15 protein-coding genes and 1 tRNA gene are annotated in these 16,558 nt (G+C 73.1%); 7 read left to right on the forward strand and 9 right to left on the reverse strand.

Features of this window, described 5'->3' with window-relative positions; genetic code table 11:
* Window positions 1–3 precede the first annotated feature (3 nt).
* A complete protein-coding gene (locus tag OG429_RS14720) occupies window positions 4–1,656 on the reverse strand; it encodes a dynamin family protein (RefSeq protein WP_328930271.1) in 1,653 nt (550 codons plus the stop codon).
* A 332-nt stretch (window positions 1,657–1,988) separates the two neighbouring features.
* Between OG429_RS14720 and OG429_RS14725 the strand changes: the two genes are divergently transcribed.
* Window positions 1,989–2,061: transfer RNA gene (locus tag OG429_RS14725), tRNA-Arg, on the forward strand.
* Between the two features lie 229 nt (window positions 2,062–2,290).
* On the opposite strand, the gene OG429_RS14730 is transcribed toward OG429_RS14725, so the two are convergent.
* From OG429_RS14730 to OG429_RS14745, 4 genes are all read right to left on the reverse strand, one after another.
* Window positions 2,291–2,416, reverse strand: a complete 126-nt coding sequence (locus OG429_RS14730) for a hypothetical protein (RefSeq protein ID WP_328925781.1) — start codon at window positions 2,414–2,416, stop codon at window positions 2,291–2,293.
* Window positions 2,417–2,513: 97 nt separating this feature from the next.
* Window positions 2,514–3,341, reverse strand: coding sequence for a helix-turn-helix domain-containing protein (locus OG429_RS14735; RefSeq protein WP_328925782.1), 828 nt, complete (start codon window positions 3,339–3,341; stop codon window positions 2,514–2,516).
* A 167-nt stretch (window positions 3,342–3,508) separates the two neighbouring features.
* Window positions 3,509–3,967: a phospholipase gene (locus OG429_RS14740; RefSeq protein WP_328925783.1), complete on the reverse strand. Its 459-nt coding sequence runs from the start codon at window positions 3,965–3,967 to the stop codon at window positions 3,509–3,511.
* A gap of 150 nt (window positions 3,968–4,117) precedes the next feature.
* The gene (locus OG429_RS14745; RefSeq protein WP_328925784.1) at window positions 4,118–4,915 is read right to left on the reverse strand and encodes an alpha/beta fold hydrolase; all 798 of its coding nucleotides are present in this window, start codon (window positions 4,913–4,915) and stop codon (window positions 4,118–4,120) included.
* A gap of 133 nt (window positions 4,916–5,048) precedes the next feature.
* Between OG429_RS14745 and OG429_RS14750 the strand changes: the two genes are divergently transcribed.
* The 5 genes from OG429_RS14750 to OG429_RS14770 all read left to right on the forward strand — a co-directional run bounded on the left by OG429_RS14750 (window position 5,049) and on the right by OG429_RS14770 (window position 10,202).
* The gene (locus OG429_RS14750; protein WP_328925785.1) at window positions 5,049–5,747 is read left to right on the forward strand and encodes a 4'-phosphopantetheinyl transferase family protein; all 699 of its coding nucleotides are present in this window, start codon (window positions 5,049–5,051) and stop codon (window positions 5,745–5,747) included.
* Window positions 5,748–5,917: 170 nt separating this feature from the next.
* Entirely contained in the window at window positions 5,918–6,334 is a 417-nt protein-coding gene (locus OG429_RS14755; protein ID WP_328925786.1) for a GNAT family N-acetyltransferase, read from the forward strand.
* Between the two features lie 78 nt (window positions 6,335–6,412).
* Window positions 6,413–7,594, forward strand: coding sequence for a S8 family peptidase (locus tag OG429_RS14760; protein WP_328925787.1), 1,182 nt, complete (start codon window positions 6,413–6,415; stop codon window positions 7,592–7,594).
* A 200-nt stretch (window positions 7,595–7,794) separates the two neighbouring features.
* Window positions 7,795–9,090: a hypothetical protein gene (locus tag OG429_RS14765; RefSeq protein WP_328925788.1), complete on the forward strand. Its 1,296-nt coding sequence runs from the start codon at window positions 7,795–7,797 to the stop codon at window positions 9,088–9,090.
* Window positions 9,091–9,173: 83 nt separating this feature from the next.
* Window positions 9,174–10,202, forward strand: a complete 1,029-nt coding sequence (locus tag OG429_RS14770) for a WxL protein peptidoglycan domain-containing protein (RefSeq protein WP_328925789.1) — start codon at window positions 9,174–9,176, stop codon at window positions 10,200–10,202.
* Window positions 10,203–10,307: 105 nt separating this feature from the next.
* Here the strand turns inward: OG429_RS14770 and OG429_RS14775 are convergent, their stop codons facing one another.
* Genes OG429_RS14775 through iolC form a run of 4 tightly spaced genes read right to left on the reverse strand, consistent with a single transcriptional unit; the run spans window position 10,308 to window position 15,560 of the window.
* Window positions 10,308–11,807 carry a CoA-acylating methylmalonate-semialdehyde dehydrogenase gene (locus OG429_RS14775; RefSeq protein ID WP_328925790.1) on the reverse strand — a complete coding sequence of 500 codons (1,500 nt, stop codon included), beginning with the start codon at window positions 11,805–11,807 and terminating at the stop codon, window positions 10,308–10,310.
* A 12-nt stretch (window positions 11,808–11,819) separates the two neighbouring features.
* Complete coding sequence (gene iolD, locus OG429_RS14780) at window positions 11,820–13,694, reverse strand: 3D-(3,5/4)-trihydroxycyclohexane-1,2-dione acylhydrolase (decyclizing) (protein WP_328925791.1); 1,875 nt, start codon at window positions 13,692–13,694, stop codon at window positions 11,820–11,822.
* A complete protein-coding gene (gene iolB, locus OG429_RS14785; protein ID WP_328930272.1) occupies window positions 13,691–14,593 on the reverse strand; it encodes a 5-deoxy-glucuronate isomerase in 903 nt (300 codons plus the stop codon). The genes iolD and iolB overlap by 4 nt, the downstream gene beginning before the upstream one ends.
* Before the next feature lie 7 nt (window positions 14,594–14,600).
* A complete protein-coding gene (gene iolC / locus OG429_RS14790; RefSeq protein ID WP_328925792.1) occupies window positions 14,601–15,560 on the reverse strand; it encodes a 5-dehydro-2-deoxygluconokinase in 960 nt (319 codons plus the stop codon).
* A 60-nt stretch (window positions 15,561–15,620) separates the two neighbouring features.
* On the opposite strand from iolC, the gene OG429_RS14795 reads away from it, so the two are divergent.
* On the forward strand, window positions 15,621–16,535 hold the full coding sequence (locus OG429_RS14795; RefSeq protein ID WP_328925793.1) for a sugar phosphate isomerase/epimerase family protein: 915 nt from the start codon (window positions 15,621–15,623) through the stop codon (window positions 16,533–16,535).
* Window positions 16,536–16,558 lie beyond the last annotated feature (23 nt).

Genomic DNA, 16,558 nt, shown 5'->3' on the forward strand with positions numbered 1-16,558 from the left:
GCGTCACCTCTCCTTCTGCAGTACGGACAGCGCGGCAATCAGCTCGGCCTGTGGTTCCGGGGTCACTTCAAGCGCCTCCAGCGGTGCGAGCCGGCGGTCGCGTTCGGCGCGCAGCACCTGGTCGAGGTGGTCGCCGACCAGCTCCGCGCCCCGGTCGCGCAGCCGCAGGGCCGCCTGCGCGCCGACCCGTTCGGCGAGCTTCTCCCCTGCGGGCCGGGCCCGCTTGCCACCGAGGAGGGCGGCGACGAGCAGCGCCGCGACGGCGTCGGGGTCGGGGGCGGGCTGCCGGTCGAGCTGCGCGACCTCCTCCTCGGCGAGTTCCTCCAGCACGCGCCGCCAGCGCCGTACGGCCATGCCGATACGTTCCCCCGCCTCCCTGTCGGGCGTGGGCAGGGGTACGGCGCCTGCGGCGGGCTCGCGCCGCCAGGACTCGGCGATCCGCTCGTCGGCGGCGGCGACGGCGCACTGGAGCAGCGAGGCGAGGGATTCGGCGAGCGAGTCGAGGAGTTCGTCGGCGGTCGTGTCGAGGGGGTAGCCGCGCCACCGGGTCAGCGCGTCCCCGGCGAGCACGGCGCCCTGGTCGAGACGGTTGCGGACGCGCTTGCCCTCCCTCTTGTACGCCTGCTCCACGGCCGTGGTCAGCCGTACGGCGGCGGCGTACTGGGCGGCGACGGCGGAGGCGAGTTCGGGCATCCGGCGGCCGAGCGAGTCGAGCGCGCCGAGCGCGGTCCGCCCGACGGCGTACTGCCGGGCGGCGGGGTCCTGGGCGTGGTGGGCGAGCCAAGCGGCCAGCGGCGCGACGGCGCTGCCCGGGAGCAGCCCGCCGCCGCCGGCGGATTCGGGGAGTTCGGGCACGGTGAAGCGCGGTACGTCGCCCAGCCCGGCCCGGGTGAGCAGGGCCCCATACTGCCGGGAGACCTCGGCGAGCACCTGGTGCGGGACCCGGTCGAGGACGGTGATGAGGGTGGCCTTGTACTGCTTGGCGGTGCGCAGCAGGTGCCAGGGGACGGCGTCGGCGTACCGCGAGGCGGTAGTGACCATCACCCAGACGTCGGCGGCGCAGATGAGTTCGGCGGCGAGTGTCCGGTTCTCGACCACGAGGGAGTCGATGTCGGGGGCGTCGAGGATGGCGAGTCCGCGCGGGAGGGTGGAGACGGTCTCGATCCTCATCTCGCGGGTGGCGTGGCTGCGGCCGTGGCCGTTCGGGTGGCCGCGGCGATGGGCGTTCGGGTGGCCGCGGTCGCGGGGCCCGGTCTTGGCGGCGGAAGGCGGCTCCTCCTCGCCGTGCGGCACCCAGACCCGCATGAGGTCGGGCAACACCCGCATCCCGGCGAACCAGTGGTGATCATCCGGATGGCAGACGAGCACCGGCGTACGCGTGGTGGGGCGCAGTACCCCGGCCTCGCTGACCTGCCGTCCGACGAGTGAGTTGACGAGGGTGGACTTGCCGGCCCCGGTGGACCCGCCGACGACGGCGAGCATCGGCGCCTCGGGCGCCTTCAGCCGGGGTACGAGGTAGTCATCGAGCTGTGCGAGCAGCTCGGCTCTGGTCTGGCGGGCGCGCGGAGCGCCGGGCAGGGGCAGCGGCAGACGCACGGACGCGACCCGGTCGCGCAGGGCGGACAGGGCATCGAGCAGCTGAGGCCGAACATCCAAGGTCACCACATGCGAAGAATGCCCAATTTGGGACCATTTTTGAAGCTTATACGTCCCCTGCGCGCCGACCGCTACCCCAGTGGGACATCCTGGACACGACGGACGAGTGGGGCGCAGGCATAACGAGTGCACAACACCAGGGGCGCCGCGGCGCAAAAGCGATGCGAGAATCGCACCTGCCTGCGATTATCGGGACCGCTTCACCGAACCTCCACATCGTGGCACGCGGGTGAAGCAACCGGGACAAGGCGACCGGAGCCCTATCCTTGACCCGGCACGGACCACAGTCCCACCCCCACCAGGGGCTCCAGGCCCACCACGGCCACCTTCCGGCCCCCGTAGCTCAGTGGATAGAGCAGGTGCCTTCTAAGCACTTGGCCGCAGGTTCGAGTCCTGCCGGGGGCACTCTTTCCGCACCACCCCGAGCCCTCCCTCCGCGGAGGGCTTTCGTGCAGGTCAGAGCAGCTTATCGGGGCACCCGTAGCGGCGGGGTAAGGGTCCTCGGCGCGCCGAGGAGACACGCCGGAGGGCGGGTCCCCGGTCCGGGGCCCGCCCTCCGCGTTCGTCCTTTATCACCTCTGACCGCCCCGTGTCGCGGCGCTGCCCCGGCCATGCACCTGTTTCGGACGAGGCGTCAGCGGCCGGTCGTGCCGCCGCCGCTCTCCCGGCGCCTGCGGTTGCGCCGGCCGAGGGCTCCCGCCAAACCGATCAAGGCGCCTGTGAGCGCGCCGCCCACGAGGATGCGCAGCAGGTCTTCCATCGAGTACTCCCCCTCTGGGCCGGGTCGCCGATCGACCACGAACGGGGACACTAGCGACGTGCGGGCGGCCTGGCTTGGACAAATCTGACCTCGCCCGTCACAGGGTGAGGGCGCCCTCCGCCACACGGGCGGCGGACATCCGGCCGGGGGTGGTCCCGGCCAGGGCGCGGAACTCGCGGTTGAGATGAGCCTGGTCGTAGAAGCCGCAGACAGCGGTCACGTCGGTGAGATTCGCGCCCTCGCGGGTGAGCAGCCCTACGGCCCGGTGGAAACGCAGTACCCGGGCGGACATCTTGGGCGCCAGGCCGATCTGTTCGGTGAACCGTCGGACCAGGTAGCCCTGGCTCCAGCCCACTTCGGCCGCGATCCGGCCGACCGGGATCGCCCCGCCGGCGCGGGACAGCAGGTGCCAGGCGTGGCTCACCTCGGGCGCGGGACGCGGGCCGCGCCCGATGCGGGCCGACAGGGCGTTGTCCAGCAGGTCGAAACGGGCTCCCCAGTCGCCGGTGGCCGCCAGTTGTTCCACCAGCACTCCGGCCTCGGGTCCAAGGACGTCGCGGAGCTCGACCACCCTGTTGGTCAACTCGCTCATCGGCACGGCGAACAGCCGGAAGGCACCCAGTGGGGTCAACTCGAGCCGGATCGCCTCCTGGCCACCGGGGTGGTCGCACACCCGGGGCCCGTCCTCCAGACCCGCGACCAGCGAGCCGGTCACCTGGCTGTCCGGGCTCGCCTCCCCCAGCCGTCGGACCTGGGCGAACGGCTCCCCCAGGCTGATCACCACGACGGCCCGGCCGGTGGGAACCAGCCGCACCCGGTACGGCGAGGCCGCCGCCTCCCAGTAGCCGGCATAGCTGTGCACGAACGGGCGCAACTGGGGAGGCCACGGCCGGGTCACCCGCCACCGGTCACCCACGCGAGTCATCTCGACTCCCGGACCGGCCACGCCCGAGATTCCGGCCATCGGTACGTCCCTCCCCGAATGGATCGACACCTCGAACGATAGGGCCCGGCCGTTCGATCGGACGAGGAGCGCTCCTCACGGCCGAAGCCGTACGCCCCTTGGGCGCGGGCCGTGCCGGGCGCGTGCGGCTAGGAGATCCCGAGGACCCGGACCGCCTGGTAGTACGTCCACGCCGTGCTGTCGCAGGAGCCTTTGCGGGTGCTCGAGTAGTGCGCGCAGACCCTCTTCAGGTCCTCGTGGAAGGCGAGGTCCAGCCGGGACTTGGCGGCCGGAAACAGCCCTGCCGCCCGGTGGTTGCGGTAGCCGAAGTCGTGCCGTGCGCAGGCCATCCGGAAGGGGAAGCCGAAGGGGTTGTCGGGGGAGCTGGTGCAGTAGTCGGTCGACCAGTCGAAGCCGTACGCCGCCCAGCCGGCCCGGTTCTCGCGCGCCGTCGCCCAGGCCTCGTAGCTCGCCTCGCTGGTCTGCGTCCAGGTGCTGAGCACCAGGGGCTTGTCCGCGGGGGCTGCCGATGCCGGGGTGGCGACGGCGAGGACGGCGGCCATCGCGGCTGCGGCGAAGGCGGGGAGGGGGGTGAGGCGGCGGCGCATGGCATTCCTCCTGGAGCGGGCGGCGGACGGCGCCCGGACTCCCCGTGCGGCCACGGACCGCGCACCGTCGCCCTGCGCCGCCCTCTCAACGACGGACGGGGCCGCTCCGTATCGCCTGCCGCCACCGCCGGGCGGCACTCCGCCCGTCCGTCAAAGAGCCCCGTCCCCGGCCCCGGCCCCGGCCCGCGCCAGCACCCGGGCGGCCGCCTCGGCGAAGCCTTCCGGGTTGTCCAGCATGATGTTGTGCCCGCAGCCGGGGACGGCCAGTACGGCGACACCCGCCGCCCGCAGCGCGTCGGCTCCCGCAAGCGGGCCGTCCGCCTCGGGCAGCAGGAAGCCGCGCGGAATCCTGAGGCCCAGCAGGAGCTCGCGCATGGTGGGCTCGGTGCCCGCGACCAGGTGGACGGCGCTGCGGTGCAGGGCGGTCCGGCCGGCCAGCCGCATCGTGGACCACCAGTGCGCCCCGACACGGTCGCGCACCTCGGCCCACCCGCCCGCCAGGAACTCCTCCTCGGTGTAGGAGGAGATCCCGCTGCTCCCGGACGTACCGGGTACGCGGGGCAGCGGATCCAGGTTGGCGTCGACGAGCACCAGCCGGGAGACCAGGCGGGGGTGCCGGGCGGCGAGCACGATGGCGACGGATCCGCCCATGCTGTGCGCGATCAGCTCCGCGCCGTGCGCCCCGGCCTCGGTGAGGGCGGCCGCCAGCGCGTCGGCATGCGCCTCAAGGGTGTAGGAGAAGTCCCCGGGCCGGTCGCTGTGCCCGTGGCCCAGCAGGTCGACCAGCAGGGAACGGCGCCCCGCCAGCAGCGGATGGACGGCGCTCGCCGCGAAGTACGCGGGCGAGCTGGCCCCGAGCCCGTGCACGTAGACCCGGGCCGGTTCCTCCCCCGGCAGTTCCACCCAGCGGATCCGGTCGCCGTTCGCGGTGACGGCAGCGCTTCGCACGATGTACTCCCCCGTGTGTTTCCCCGTACTTCCCGGCACTTGCCGGTACTTGCCGGTCTTGCCGGTACTTCCCGTGGGGCCGAGGATAGCCAGCCCCCGACGGGCGCATCCCGGCTCGTCTACCCTCGGTCAGGTGATCGAGTACATGAACCCGCTCGGCGGCGACGCACCGCGGACCGGCACGGCCCCCGAGGGCGCGGCCGTCGCGGTGTGGTCCCTGGACACCTCGCTGGAGTCGGTCGGCGGGCACGAGGTCGCCGCGGCGGTGGCGCTGCTGGACGCCGGCGAACAGGAGCGCGCCGGGAAGCTGTTGCGGCCCGCGGACCGGCAGCGGTACCTCGCCTCGCACCTGGCGCTGCGCGTGCTGCTCGGCAGCTACCTGGGGCAGGCTCCGGAGCAGGTCCTGCTGGTCCGGGAGGAGTGCCCCTGCTGCGGAGGCCCGCACGGGCGGCCCGCCGTGGCCGGCGGCGCGGTCCACTTCTCCCTCTCGCACAGCGGCGACGTGGCCTACCTGGCCTTCGCCGGGGTGCCGGTCGGCGTCGACGTGGAGGAGACACCGGGCCCCGACGCGGTGGCCGACGTCATGCCCCTGCTGCACCCGGCGGAGGTCGCCGAGCTGACCGCGCTCCCGGAGCCGGCCCGCAGGCCCGCCCTCGCCCGTGTCTGGAGCCGCAAGGAGGCCTGCCTCAAGGCCGAAGGCACGGGCCTGGCCCGCGGCGTGACCGAACCGTACGTCGGCTCCGCCGCCGCCCCGGCCTCCGTACCGGGCTGGACGCTACGGGACCTCCCGGCCCCCGCGGGCTACGCGGCGGCCGTGGCCGTGCGGGCCTGAGGGCTCGCACCCGCCCGGCGCGCGCCGCGGCCACAGCCGTCGGGGCAGGCCCGGCGGCCGCCTCGGCCGGGTCCCGCCCCGGGTCCCGCCCCGGGTCCTGCCCCGGGCGCCGCCCGCCACGCCGCGTCGAAATCCGCGTCCGCGCATGCCGTCCCGGCATCATCGTCGCCATGGACATCCGCCGGGCCCGTACCACCGCCGAACTCACCGCCGCCGAGTCCCTCTTCGACGGGCCCGCCCGCGCGGAGTGGTGCGAGCGCTTCCTCGCCGCGCCGGGGCACCTGATGCTCATCGCGTACGTGGACGGAGTACCGGCCGGCATGGTCTCCGGCGTCGAGATGAGCCACCCCGACAAGGGCACCGAGATGTGCCTGTACGAGCTCTCCGTGGACGAGGGCTACCGGCGCCGCGGGATCGGCCGCGCCCTGGCCCTGGCGCTCGCCGACGAGGCCCGGGCACGCGGCTGTTACGGCATGTGGGTGGGGGTCGACACGGACAACGAGGCGGCCCTGGCCACGTACGCCTCCGCCGGAGCCCGCGACGAGGGCGTCTTCGCCATGCGCGGCTGGCCCCTGGACGCGAAGTAGCTCCCGCGGCGGCGTGTCGTGCGCCCAGTCGGCGCACCCTCCGCGCGCCTGCGCCGCCCGTCGCCGAGCATCGGCCACATGACCGCATTCGCCGCCCTCCTCCCGGCCGCCGCCGCCCTCCTCGTGGCGGCCACCACGGCCACCGCCCTGCCGCCGTCCCCCGACACCACCGCCACTGCCACTGCCACTGCCACCGCCCCGTACGTCGTCGTCCTGAAGGACACCACCTCCCGCGCCCCGGCCCACGCCCTGGCCGGCGAGGCGGCGCAGGCCGGTGACCACGTCGGCGCCGTCTACGACACCGTCCTGAGCGGCTTCGCCGTCCGCACCACCGCCGCCAGGGCGGCCGCCCTGGCCGCCGACCCCCGGGTGGCCTCCGTGGAGCCGGACGCGGAGTTCCACATCACCGACACCCAGCCGCAGGCGCCCTGGCCGCTGGACCGGATCGACCAGCGCGAACTCCCGCTCGACGGCTCGTACTCGTACGCGACCAGGGCCGAGGGCGTCACCGTCTACGTGGTGGACACCGGGATCAACACCGCCCACCAGGAGTTCGGCGGCCGTGCCCGGACCGGCTACAACGGGGTGTTCTTCGAAACCTCCCGCGACTGCAACGGCCACGGAACGCACGTCGCGGCGACCGTGGGCGGAAGGACGTACGGCGTCGCGAAGGGGGCCTCCCTCGTCGCGGTGAAGGTGGCCGACTGCCGTGGCGACGGACGGCTGTCGGCCATGGTCGGCGGGATCGAGTGGATGGTGAAGAACGCCGCCAGGTCGCCCGCCACCCCGGCGGTGGCGAACCTGAGCATGGGCGGCGCCCCCAGCCACGCCCTCGACACCGCGGTCGCGCGGGCCGTCGCCGCCGGGATCACCGTCACCGTGGCCGCCGGCAACGAGGGCGAGGACGCCTGCGCCGTATCCCCGGCCCGCGTCCCGCAGGCCGTCACGGTCGGCGCGACCGACGCCGCGGACCGGCGCGCGCCGTTCTCCAACCACGGCCGCTGCGTGGACCTCTCGGCTCCCGGCGTGTCCGTCACCTCGGCCTGGAAGGGCTCCGCCACCGCCACCGCGCGGGCCTCCGGCACCTCGATGGCGGCCCCGCACGTGGCCGGAGTCGCGGCGCTCGTCCTCGCCGACGGCACGGCGAAGACCCCGTCGCAGGTGTCGCAGACGCTGGTACGCAGCGCCGTGCCCGACCGGATCACCGCGCTCCCTCCCGGCACCCCGAACCTCCTGCTGCACACCCCGAGCGACCGCTAACGTCGGTCACCGACCAGTCGGTATCCGATGTGCCAGCAGACCCGTTCTGATGGCACATCAATTTCTGTGTGCTTCGGGCGAAAACAAGTCATTGACTTCTCATCACCGCGACGCGTCAATGTCGGCCACCGCACCGGCTCGGCCTCCCCCACACAGCGGGTGGGGGGAGGGGTTCGTCATGACGAAGGAGTCGCGACCCAGTGAGTACCAAAACGCTTCGACGAAGAGTGCTGGCCGGGGCGGGAGCCCTTTCCCTGGCCCTGACGGGTGGTGTGGTGGGCCTGGCAGGCTCCGCCCAGGCCGCGACGAAGACCACCGCGGTGTTCGAGAACTGCGACGCCCCGGCGCCGCAGCCGGACGGTTCGGGCAACCAGAACTACACGATCACACTGCCCGACGGCGCCAAGGCCGGCGACGTCGTCCCGATCACGATCGACCCGGGTGCGAGCCCCCTGGTCCCCGGCTTCTCCGTCACGACGGTGAACACCTCCAAGATCACCCTCAAGGTCGGGACGACCACCCAGGTGGTCACCAGCCCGCCCGAGACCGTCACCGTCGTGGCCGGGCAGCCGCTCGACCCGAAGGCGTTCTCCGGAACCATCAAGATCCCCGACGGCACCGAGGGCACCACGGTCGACGTCGCACTCGACCTGGCGGTGACCGACGCGGACCTCTCCGGGTCGGTCTTCACCACCACGTGCACCCCGGCGCCGCGCCCCAGCGCCTCCCTCGGATCGGTCGCCGTCGAAGCCCTGCCCAAGGACCCGGTCACCACCAAGCTGACGCCCAACAGCGGCCCGGCGGGCACCGCCGTCGTCGTCACCGGTGCCAACTTCCCGGCCGGCCCCGTCACCTGTTCCGCCCTGCTCGGGGGCGTGGCGACCGGTGACACCGGGACGGGCACGGCGGCCGTGTCAGGCGCCGCCACCTGCAACATCACGGTCACCAAGAAGGCCGACACGATCAAGATCGACGGTTCGGTCACCCCGTACAAGGCCTTCGTGTTCCTGGAGGAGCAGGCGGGCGTCAAGAATCCGGTCGACGTCGAGGTCCTGCCCGGACCGCTGGCCCTCGGCCCGAAGGACGGCCAGCCGGCCGTCAGCTTCGGTGCGGTGACCATCAACGGCAAGGCCCAGTCGGTGGTCGGCGTCTTCAACGCCGCGACCGTCCAGGACTTCCGCGGCGGCTCGCTCGGCTGGGACGTGACGGCGACCCGTACGCCGTTCCTGAACCAGGCGACCGGCCACTCGATGGCGAAGGCGCAGATCGGCATCCAGCCGTCCTGCACCGTGACCAACCCGGACAGCCCGAGCACCTGCACCGCGGGCGCGCCCGGCGCGATCTCCGGGACCCCGATGAAGGTGGCCTCGCAAGGCCCCGGCGGGGACGAGCTGACCGGTGGTGAGTTCGCCGTCGGCGGCGCCGGGATGATCCAGCTCCCGCCGTTCATGTTCGCCGACACCTACCAGACGGTCGTGACCTTCTCGATCGCCTGACCGGCCCCCGGGCCCCAGGGTGGTGCGGCGCTCCGGCGCCGCACCACCCCTTCCCCGTTTCCGTGCCGACTGGAGAACCGCCCATGCGCACCCGCACCTCTCTGTACGGTCTGCTCGTCGGCCTGTTGCTGCTGGGCGCGGGCCTGCTCCCGGCCGCGACCGCTTCGGCGGCGGACAACGGCACCTGGGGCGTCTTCCCCACGCCCCCGGCCGGTGCGGCGATGACCGACCGCGCGTACTTCTTCCACCAGGGCGCGGCCGGGACCACCGTCCAGGACAGCGCGACGATCCTCAACTCCTCCGACAAGGAGCTGACGTTCCAGGTCTTCGCCACCGACGCCGTGAACACTCCGGTGGGCGGCGCCTTCGCCCTGCTGCCGGTGGAGACCGGGCCCAAGGACGTCGGCGCGTGGATCGCGCTGCCGCCGGAGACCGCGACCACGGTGACCGTGCCGCCCAAGGGCCGCAAGGACGTCCCCTTCACGGTGAAGGTCCCCGCGGACGCGACGCCCGGCGACCACGTCGGCGGGATCGTCGCCCTGAACACCGCCGTGGAGGGCGTGCAGCAGGAGGGCAAGGTCCAGGTGGGGGTGAAGCGCTCGGTGGGCGCCCGGCTGTACTTCCGGGTGCCGGGCCCGCTGACGCCGGGGCTGAGCGTGGAGGACGTGAAGGTCAGCCGGTCGGCACCGCTGCTGCCCTGGGTCCGCGACGCCCGCGCCACGATCTCGTACGCCCTGGTCAACCGGGGCAACGTGGTCGTCGAGCCGAAGGTGACGGTCACGGCCGAGGGGCTGTTCGGGCGTCAGGTGCTGAACCGGCCGACCCATGAGCTGAAGCTGGTGCTGCTGCCGGGCCAGCGGGTCGAGCTGACCGAACCGTGGCCGGACGCACCGCAGTCGGACTGGGTGACCGTGACGATAGCCGCCGGGGCGAGCGCCCATCCCGAGCTCGTCTCGGAGTCCGGAACGGACTTCGTCGCCGTGCCGTGGCCGGCGGTGGGCGCGGCCTTGGTGCTCGCGGGAGCCGGCATCGCCTTCCGGGTGGTGCGGCGCCGGCGCCGCACGGTCCCGGAACACACCGGGTCCGCACCGGACTTGGCCCGTTCGCTGTGACCGGTCGGGGTATCGCCAGGGAGGGTCACAGCGAGGGTCACGGCGAGCGCTGACTCGCCCCCCGCGGTGAGGGTTGCGGGGGGCGAGCGGACCTACGGGCGCGGGTCAGTGGTTGCGGGGGAAGCCCAGGTCCACGCCCGCGGGCGCGTCCGCGGGGTCCGGCCAGCGGGTCGTGACGACCTTGCCGCGCGTGTAGAAGTGGATGCCGTCGTTGCCGTAGATGTGGTGGTCGCCGAAGAGCGAGTCCTTCCAGCCACCGAAGGAGTGGTAGCCCACCGGGACCGGGATCGGCACGTTGACGCCGACCATGCCCGCCTCGATCTCCAGCTGGAAGCGGCGGGCGGCGCCGCCGTCGCGGGTGAAGATCGCGGTGCCGTTGCCGAACGGCGAGGCGTTGATGAGGGCCACGCCCTCCTCGTAGGTCTCGGCGCGCAGCACGCACAGGACCGGGCCGAAGATCTCGTCGCGGTAGGCGTCGGAGTCGGTCTTCACGTTGTCGAGCAGGGACAGGCCGATCCAGTGGCCGTTCTCGAAGCCGCCCACCGTGTACCCAGTGCCGTCCAGGACCACGTCGGCGCCCTGGGCGGCCGCGCCCTTCACGTACGAGGCGACCTTGTCGCGGTGGGCGGCGCTGATCAGCGGGCCCATCTCGGAGGTCGGGTCGTTGCCGGGGCCGATCTTGATCTTCTCGGCGCGCTCGCGGATCTTCTCCACCAGCTCGTCGCCGATGGAGCCGACGGCCACGACGGCGGAGATCGCCATGCAGCGCTCGCCCGCCGAGCCGTAGGCGGCGGAGACCGCCGCGTCGGCGGCCGCGTCCAGGTCGGCGTCCGGGAGCACCAGCATGTGGTTCTTGGCGCCGCCGAGCGCCTGGACGCGCTTGCCGTTGGCGGAGGCGGTGGTGTGGATGTGCCGGGCGATCGGGGTCGATCCGACGAAGGAGACGGCCGCGATGCCGGGGTGCGCGAGGAGCGCGTCCACGGCCACCTTGTCGCCGTGCACGACGTTCAGCACGCCCGCCGGCAGACCCGCCTCGCTCATCAGCTCGGCGAGCTTGTTGGCGGCGGAGGGGTCCTTCTCGCTCGGCTTGAGGATGAAGGTGTTTCCGCAGGCCACGGCCAACGGGAACATCCACATCGGCACCATCGCCGGGAAGTTGAACGGGGTGATGCCCGCGACCACGCCCAGCGGCTGGCGGATGGCGGAGACGTCGACGCGGCTGGAGACCGAGGTCGACAGCTCGCCCTTGAGCTGGGTGGTGATCCCGCAGGCCAGCTCGACGATCTCCAGGCCGCGCGCGACCTCGCCCAGCGCGTCCGAGTGGACCTTGCCGTGCTCGGCGGTGATCAGCTCGGCGATGGCGTCGCGGTTGGCGTCCAGCAGGGCGCGGTAGGCGAACAGCACCTTGGTGCGGGCGGCCAGCGAGGACTGGCCCCAGGTCAGGTACGCCTCCTTGGCGACCTCTACGGCAGCGTCGACCTCGGCGGCCGAGGCGAGCGCGACCTGGGTGGTGACCTCGCCGGTGGCCGGGTCGGTGACCGGGCCGTAATTGCCCGACGCGCCCTCGACGGTCTTGCCACCGATCCAGTGGTTGACGGTCTTCATGCCTTTGCTCCTTCACAGATGGCGACGTCGCTGCGCGGCTTGCCGGTCGTACTCTTCACGGGCCTGGGCCGCCGCCTTGCGGGTCGCGGTCTCGGCCACAGGAACATCCCACCACGCCTGTGCGGGGGGCGGGCCCGACACAGTGTCGGGCGTTCGGGTCTGTACGTAGACACATGTGGGACATGTTGCCGAGCGGGCCTCGGCGAGAGCTTCCCGCAGGTCACGCACGGTGCGGGCGCGGATCACGGCCATCCCGAGGGAGGCCGCGTTGGCCGCGAGGTCCACCGGGAGGGGCTCTCCCGTGTACGAGCCGTCCGGCGCGCGGAAGCGGTACGCGGTGCCGAAGCCCTCGCCGCCCACGGCCCCGGAAAGGCCTCCGATCGACGCGTAGCCGTGGTTGTCGAGGATCACCAGCCTGAGCGGGACACCCTCCTGTACGGCCGTGACGATCTCGGTCGGGTTCATCAGGTACGTGCCGTCGCCCACCAGCGCCCACACGGGGCGGCCCGGCGCGGCGAGGGCGACCCCGATCGCGGCCGGGATCTCGTATCCCATGCAGGAGTACCCGTACTCGACGTGGTACTGGTCCGCCGAGCGGACCCGCCACAGTTTGTGCAGGTCGCCGGGGAGGGAGCCGGCCGCGTTGATCAGGATGTCGGTGTCGTCGGCGAGGGCGTCGAGCAGGCCCAGCACCTGCGCCTGGGTGGGCGGCAGGTCCTCGTCGGGGGCGGACACGGCGTAGGCCTGGTCGACGCGGGCCTCCCAGCGGCCCCTGCCCTGACGGTACGCCGTCTCGTACGCGGGATCCACGCGGTGGCCGGACAGCGCGAGGCGCAGTTCGTCGAGGCCTTCGCGCGCGTCGGCGACCAGGGGCAGGGCGGCGAGTTTGTGGGCGTCGTACGGGTCGAGGTTGAGGCCGATGAACCGGACGGCCGGATGCCGGAAGAGGGTCGCGGAGGCGGTGGTGAAGTCGGTCAGCCGGGTCCCGGCGGCGATGACGAGATCGGCCTCCCGGGCCAGGGCATCGGCGACGACGGTCCCCGTGTGGCCGATCCCGCCCAGGTCGGCGGGGTGGTCGTACGGCAGGACGCCCTTGCCGGCCTGGGTGACCGCGACCGGGATCCCGGTGGCCTCGGCGAGGGCGGCGAGGGCCGCCTGGGCCGCGCTGTGCCGGATCCCGCCGCCCGCGACGATCAGCGGCCGGGCACAGCCCCGTACCGCTTCGGCCGCCACGGCGAGCTCGTGGCGGTCGGGCCGGGGCCGGCGCACCCCCCAGACGCGCTCGGCGAAGAACTCCTCGGGCCAGTCGTACGCCTCCGCCTGCACGTCCTGCGGCAGCGCGAGGGTGACGGCGCCGGTCTGCACGGGGTCGGTGAGCACGCGCATCGCCTGGAGGGCGGCCGGGATCAGGGCCTCGGGGCGGGTGATCCGGTCGAAGTGGCGGGAGACGGGCCGCAGGGCGTCGTTGACGGAGACGTCCCCGGCGTAGGGCACCTCCAGCTGCTGGAGCACGGGGTCGGCGGGCCGGGTGGCGAAGGTGTCCCCGGGCAGCAGGAGCACCGGGATCCGGTTGATCGTGGCGAGGGCGGCGCCGGTGACGAGGTTGGTGGCGCCGGGCCCGATGGAGGTGGTGACGGCGTGCGCGGAGAGCCGCCCGCTCTGCCGGGCGTACCCGACGGCCGCGTGCACCATGGCCTGTTCGTTGCGGCCCTGGAGGAAGGGCATGGCGTCCGGGCCGGTCTCCAGGAGGGCCTGCCCCAGCCCGGCGACGTTCCCGTGTCCGAAGATCCCCCAGGTGGCCGCGATCAGCCGGCGGCGCTGTCCGTCGCGCTCGGTGTACTGCCGGGCGAGGAAGGTGACGAGGGCCTGGGAGACGGTGAGTCTCATCGGGGTGCCTCCGCCTCGGTGAAGGGCAGCCGGGGGTCGACGTCCTGGCCGTCCCAGGTGGACCGGATCCAGCCGTGGTCGGGGTGGTCGCGGATCAGCCACTCCCGCGTCGCGCCCGGACCGGCCATCACGTTGAGGTAGTACATGTCGTGGCCGGGGGCGGCGATGGACGGGCCGTGCCAGCCGTCGGGGATGAGCACGGCGTCCCCGGTGCGCACCTCGGTGAGGATGTCGGTCTTCCCGGCCCGGGAGGGGCTGACGCGCTGGTAGCCGAGCCCGGGGACGTCCCCGTGCGGGGCGATCTCGAAGTAGTAGATCTCCTCCAGCCGGGACTCCTCGCCGGGGTGGTGCTCGTCGTGCTTGTGGGGCGGGTACGAGGACCAGTTCCCGCCGGGGGTGAGGACCTCCACGGCGATGAGCCGGTCGCAGTCGAATCCGGCGGGGCCGGCGGCGGCGAAGTTGTTGACCTGACGGGAGCACTGCCCGGTGCCGCGCAGTTCGACGGGCACGGCCTTTGCCGGTCCGTACCGGGCGGGCAGCTGGTTGTCGCACCGGGCCCCCGCGAGGGCGAACCGCCCGCCGTCCCTCGATGTGACCTCCGCGTGCGCGTCCCGGGGCACGTACGCGAAATCGGTGGGGCCGCCGAAAACCCCGTTTCGTCCGCGGAGTTCGAACGCCTGCGGCTCCGCTGCGGGGGCTCCGCCGATGACCCCCGTTTCACCGCCGCCCGGCGGAAAATCCAGCCCCGCCGGCGTTTGAGGCGCGGGTCCGGGCAGAGCCCGGCAGCGGACCTCGCACCCGCCCGACAGCGGGAGCACGATCCACTCGCACTCCCCCGCCTCGAACCCGTACGCCTCCCCCGGCTCAAGGGCGAGCACCCGCAGCCGAGTCCATTCCATCCCCCACTCAGACACCACCGGCACGCCCCAGCACCTCCTCCACCTCGTGAGAGAACGGCATCGCGGTCGAACACGCCAGCCGCGACGCCACGATCGCCCCGGCCGCGTTCGCGAAACGCATGACCCGCTCCAGCTTCCATCCGGCGAGCAGCCCGTGGCACAGCGCGCCCCCGAACGCATCGCCCGCGCCGAGCCCGTTGACGACCTCCACCGGCACCGGCGGGACCTCGGCCACCGTCCCGTCGCGGTGGACCGCCAGCACGCCCTCCGGGCCCCGCTTGACCACCGCCAGTTCCACCCCGGCCGCGAGCAGCGCCCGCGCCGCCGCGTACGGGTCCCACTCGCCGGTGGCGATCGCGCACTCCTCGGTGTTACCGACGGCCACCGTCGCCCCGGCCAGCGCCCGCTCGTAGTACGGGCCGGGTTTCTCGCGCCACAGCATCGGCCGCCAGTCCAGGTCGAAGACCGTGGTCCCGGACTTCGCCCGGGCGTCCAGCGCCGCCAGGGTGGCGGCGCGGCTCGGCTCCTCGCTCAGGCCGGTGCCGGTCATCCAGAACACCCTGGCCTCCCGTACCGCCTCCAGGTCCAGCTCCTCCGCCGCGATCTCCAGATCGGGGGCCTTCGGCAGCCGGTAGAAGTACAGCGGGAAGCGGTCGGGCGGGAAGATCTCGCAGAACGTGATCGGTGTGGGGAGCCCGGCGACCTCCGTCGCCCACCGGTCGTCCACCCCGAACCCCCGCAGTTCGGCGCGCAGATACGCACCGAACGGGTCCGCGCCGGTGCGGGTGATCACCGCCACCCGCCGCCCCAGCCGGGCGGCGGCGACGGCCACGTTGGCCGGGGAGCCGCCCAGGAACTTGCCGAAGGTCTCGGCCTCGGCCAGTGGTACGCCGGTCGTCAGCGGGTAGAGATCCACCCCGATCCGCCCCATCGTGATCAGGTCGAACCCGATCGGATCGCCGGTCACGTCCACTCCTCCCACTCGTCCTCACCGTCCCTTCGAGCCTCGCACCCTAAGGTGGCCGCTATGACGTCCTCCCCGCCCGCGTTGACCCGTATCCGCGTCGGTTCGGCTCCGGACTCCTGGGGTGTCTGGTTTCCCGACGACCCCCGCCAGACGCCCTGGGAGCGGTTCCTCGACGAGGTCGCCGACGCCGGGTACGAGTGGATCGAGCTCGGCCCCTACGGCTATCTGCCCACCGATCCCGCACGACTCGCCGAGGAGACGGCCAAGCGCGGGCTGCGGGTCTCGGCCGGAACGGTCTTCACCGGACTCCATCACGGGCCGGCCGTATGGGAGGACACCTGGGAGCACGTGTCGCGGATCGCGGCGCTCACCCAGGCCATGGGCGCGGCCCATCTCGTGGTCATCCCCTCCTTCTGGCGGGACGACAAGACCGGCGAGCTGCTGGAGGACCGCGTCCTCACCCCCGGTCAATGGCGTGAACTGGCCTCCCAGACCGAGCGGCTGGGCCGGGAGGTCCAGGACCGGTACGGGCTGCGGATCGTGGTGCACCCGCACGCCGACACGCACATCGACACCCCTTCGAACGTGGCGCGCTTCCTCGACGCCACCGACCCGGGCCTGGTCTCGCTGTGCCTGGACACCGGACATTACGCGTACTGCGGGGGCGACAGCGTCCGGGCGATCGAGACCTTCGGCGAGCGGATCGGCTACCTCCACCTCAAGCAGGTGGACCCGCGGATCCTCGCCGAAGCCGTCGCGGAGCAGCTGCCCTTCGGACCGGCGGTGGGCCGCGGGGTGATGTGCGAACCGCCGTCCGGGGTGCCGCCGCTGGAACCGGTGCTGGCGGCGGCCCAGCGGCTCGGCGTGGACCTGTTCGCCATCGTGGAACAGGACATGTACCCCTGCGAGCCCGACCGGCCGCTGCCGATCGCCCGCCGCACCCGCGCCTACCTGCGCTCCTGTGGCGCCCGCTGACCCTTCCCGGGAGGAACACGAAC

This window comes from Streptomyces sp. NBC_00190 (assembly GCF_036203305.1).
In the GTDB taxonomy this organism is placed as follows: Bacteria; Actinomycetota; Actinomycetes; order Streptomycetales; family Streptomycetaceae; genus Streptomyces.

Excerpts from the sequence above, each read along its gene's own strand:
- OG429_RS14730 (WP_328925781.1), bottom strand. The coding sequence starts at position 2,416 with ATGGAAGACCTGCTGCGCATCCTCGTGGGCGGCGCGCTCACAGGCGCC.
- OG429_RS14735 (WP_328925782.1), bottom strand. The coding sequence starts at position 3,341 with ATGACTCGCGTGGGTGACCGGTGGCGGGTGACCCGGCCGTGGCCTCCC.
- OG429_RS14740 (WP_328925783.1), bottom strand. The coding sequence starts at position 3,967 with ATGCGCCGCCGCCTCACCCCCCTCCCCGCCTTCGCCGCAGCCGCGATG.
- OG429_RS14755 (WP_328925786.1), top strand. The coding sequence starts at position 5,918 with ATGGACATCCGCCGGGCCCGTACCACCGCCGAACTCACCGCCGCCGAG.
- OG429_RS14760 (WP_328925787.1), top strand. The coding sequence starts at position 6,413 with ATGACCGCATTCGCCGCCCTCCTCCCGGCCGCCGCCGCCCTCCTCGTG.
- OG429_RS14770 (WP_328925789.1), top strand. The coding sequence starts at position 9,174 with ATGCGCACCCGCACCTCTCTGTACGGTCTGCTCGTCGGCCTGTTGCTG.
- OG429_RS14775 (WP_328925790.1), bottom strand. The coding sequence starts at position 11,807 with ATGAAGACCGTCAACCACTGGATCGGTGGCAAGACCGTCGAGGGCGCG.
- iolD (WP_328925791.1), bottom strand. The coding sequence starts at position 13,694 with ATGAGACTCACCGTCTCCCAGGCCCTCGTCACCTTCCTCGCCCGGCAG.
- iolB (WP_328930272.1), bottom strand. The coding sequence starts at position 14,593 with ATGGAATGGACTCGGCTGCGGGTGCTCGCCCTTGAGCCGGGGGAGGCG.
- OG429_RS14795 (WP_328925793.1), top strand. The coding sequence starts at position 15,621 with ATGACGTCCTCCCCGCCCGCGTTGACCCGTATCCGCGTCGGTTCGGCT.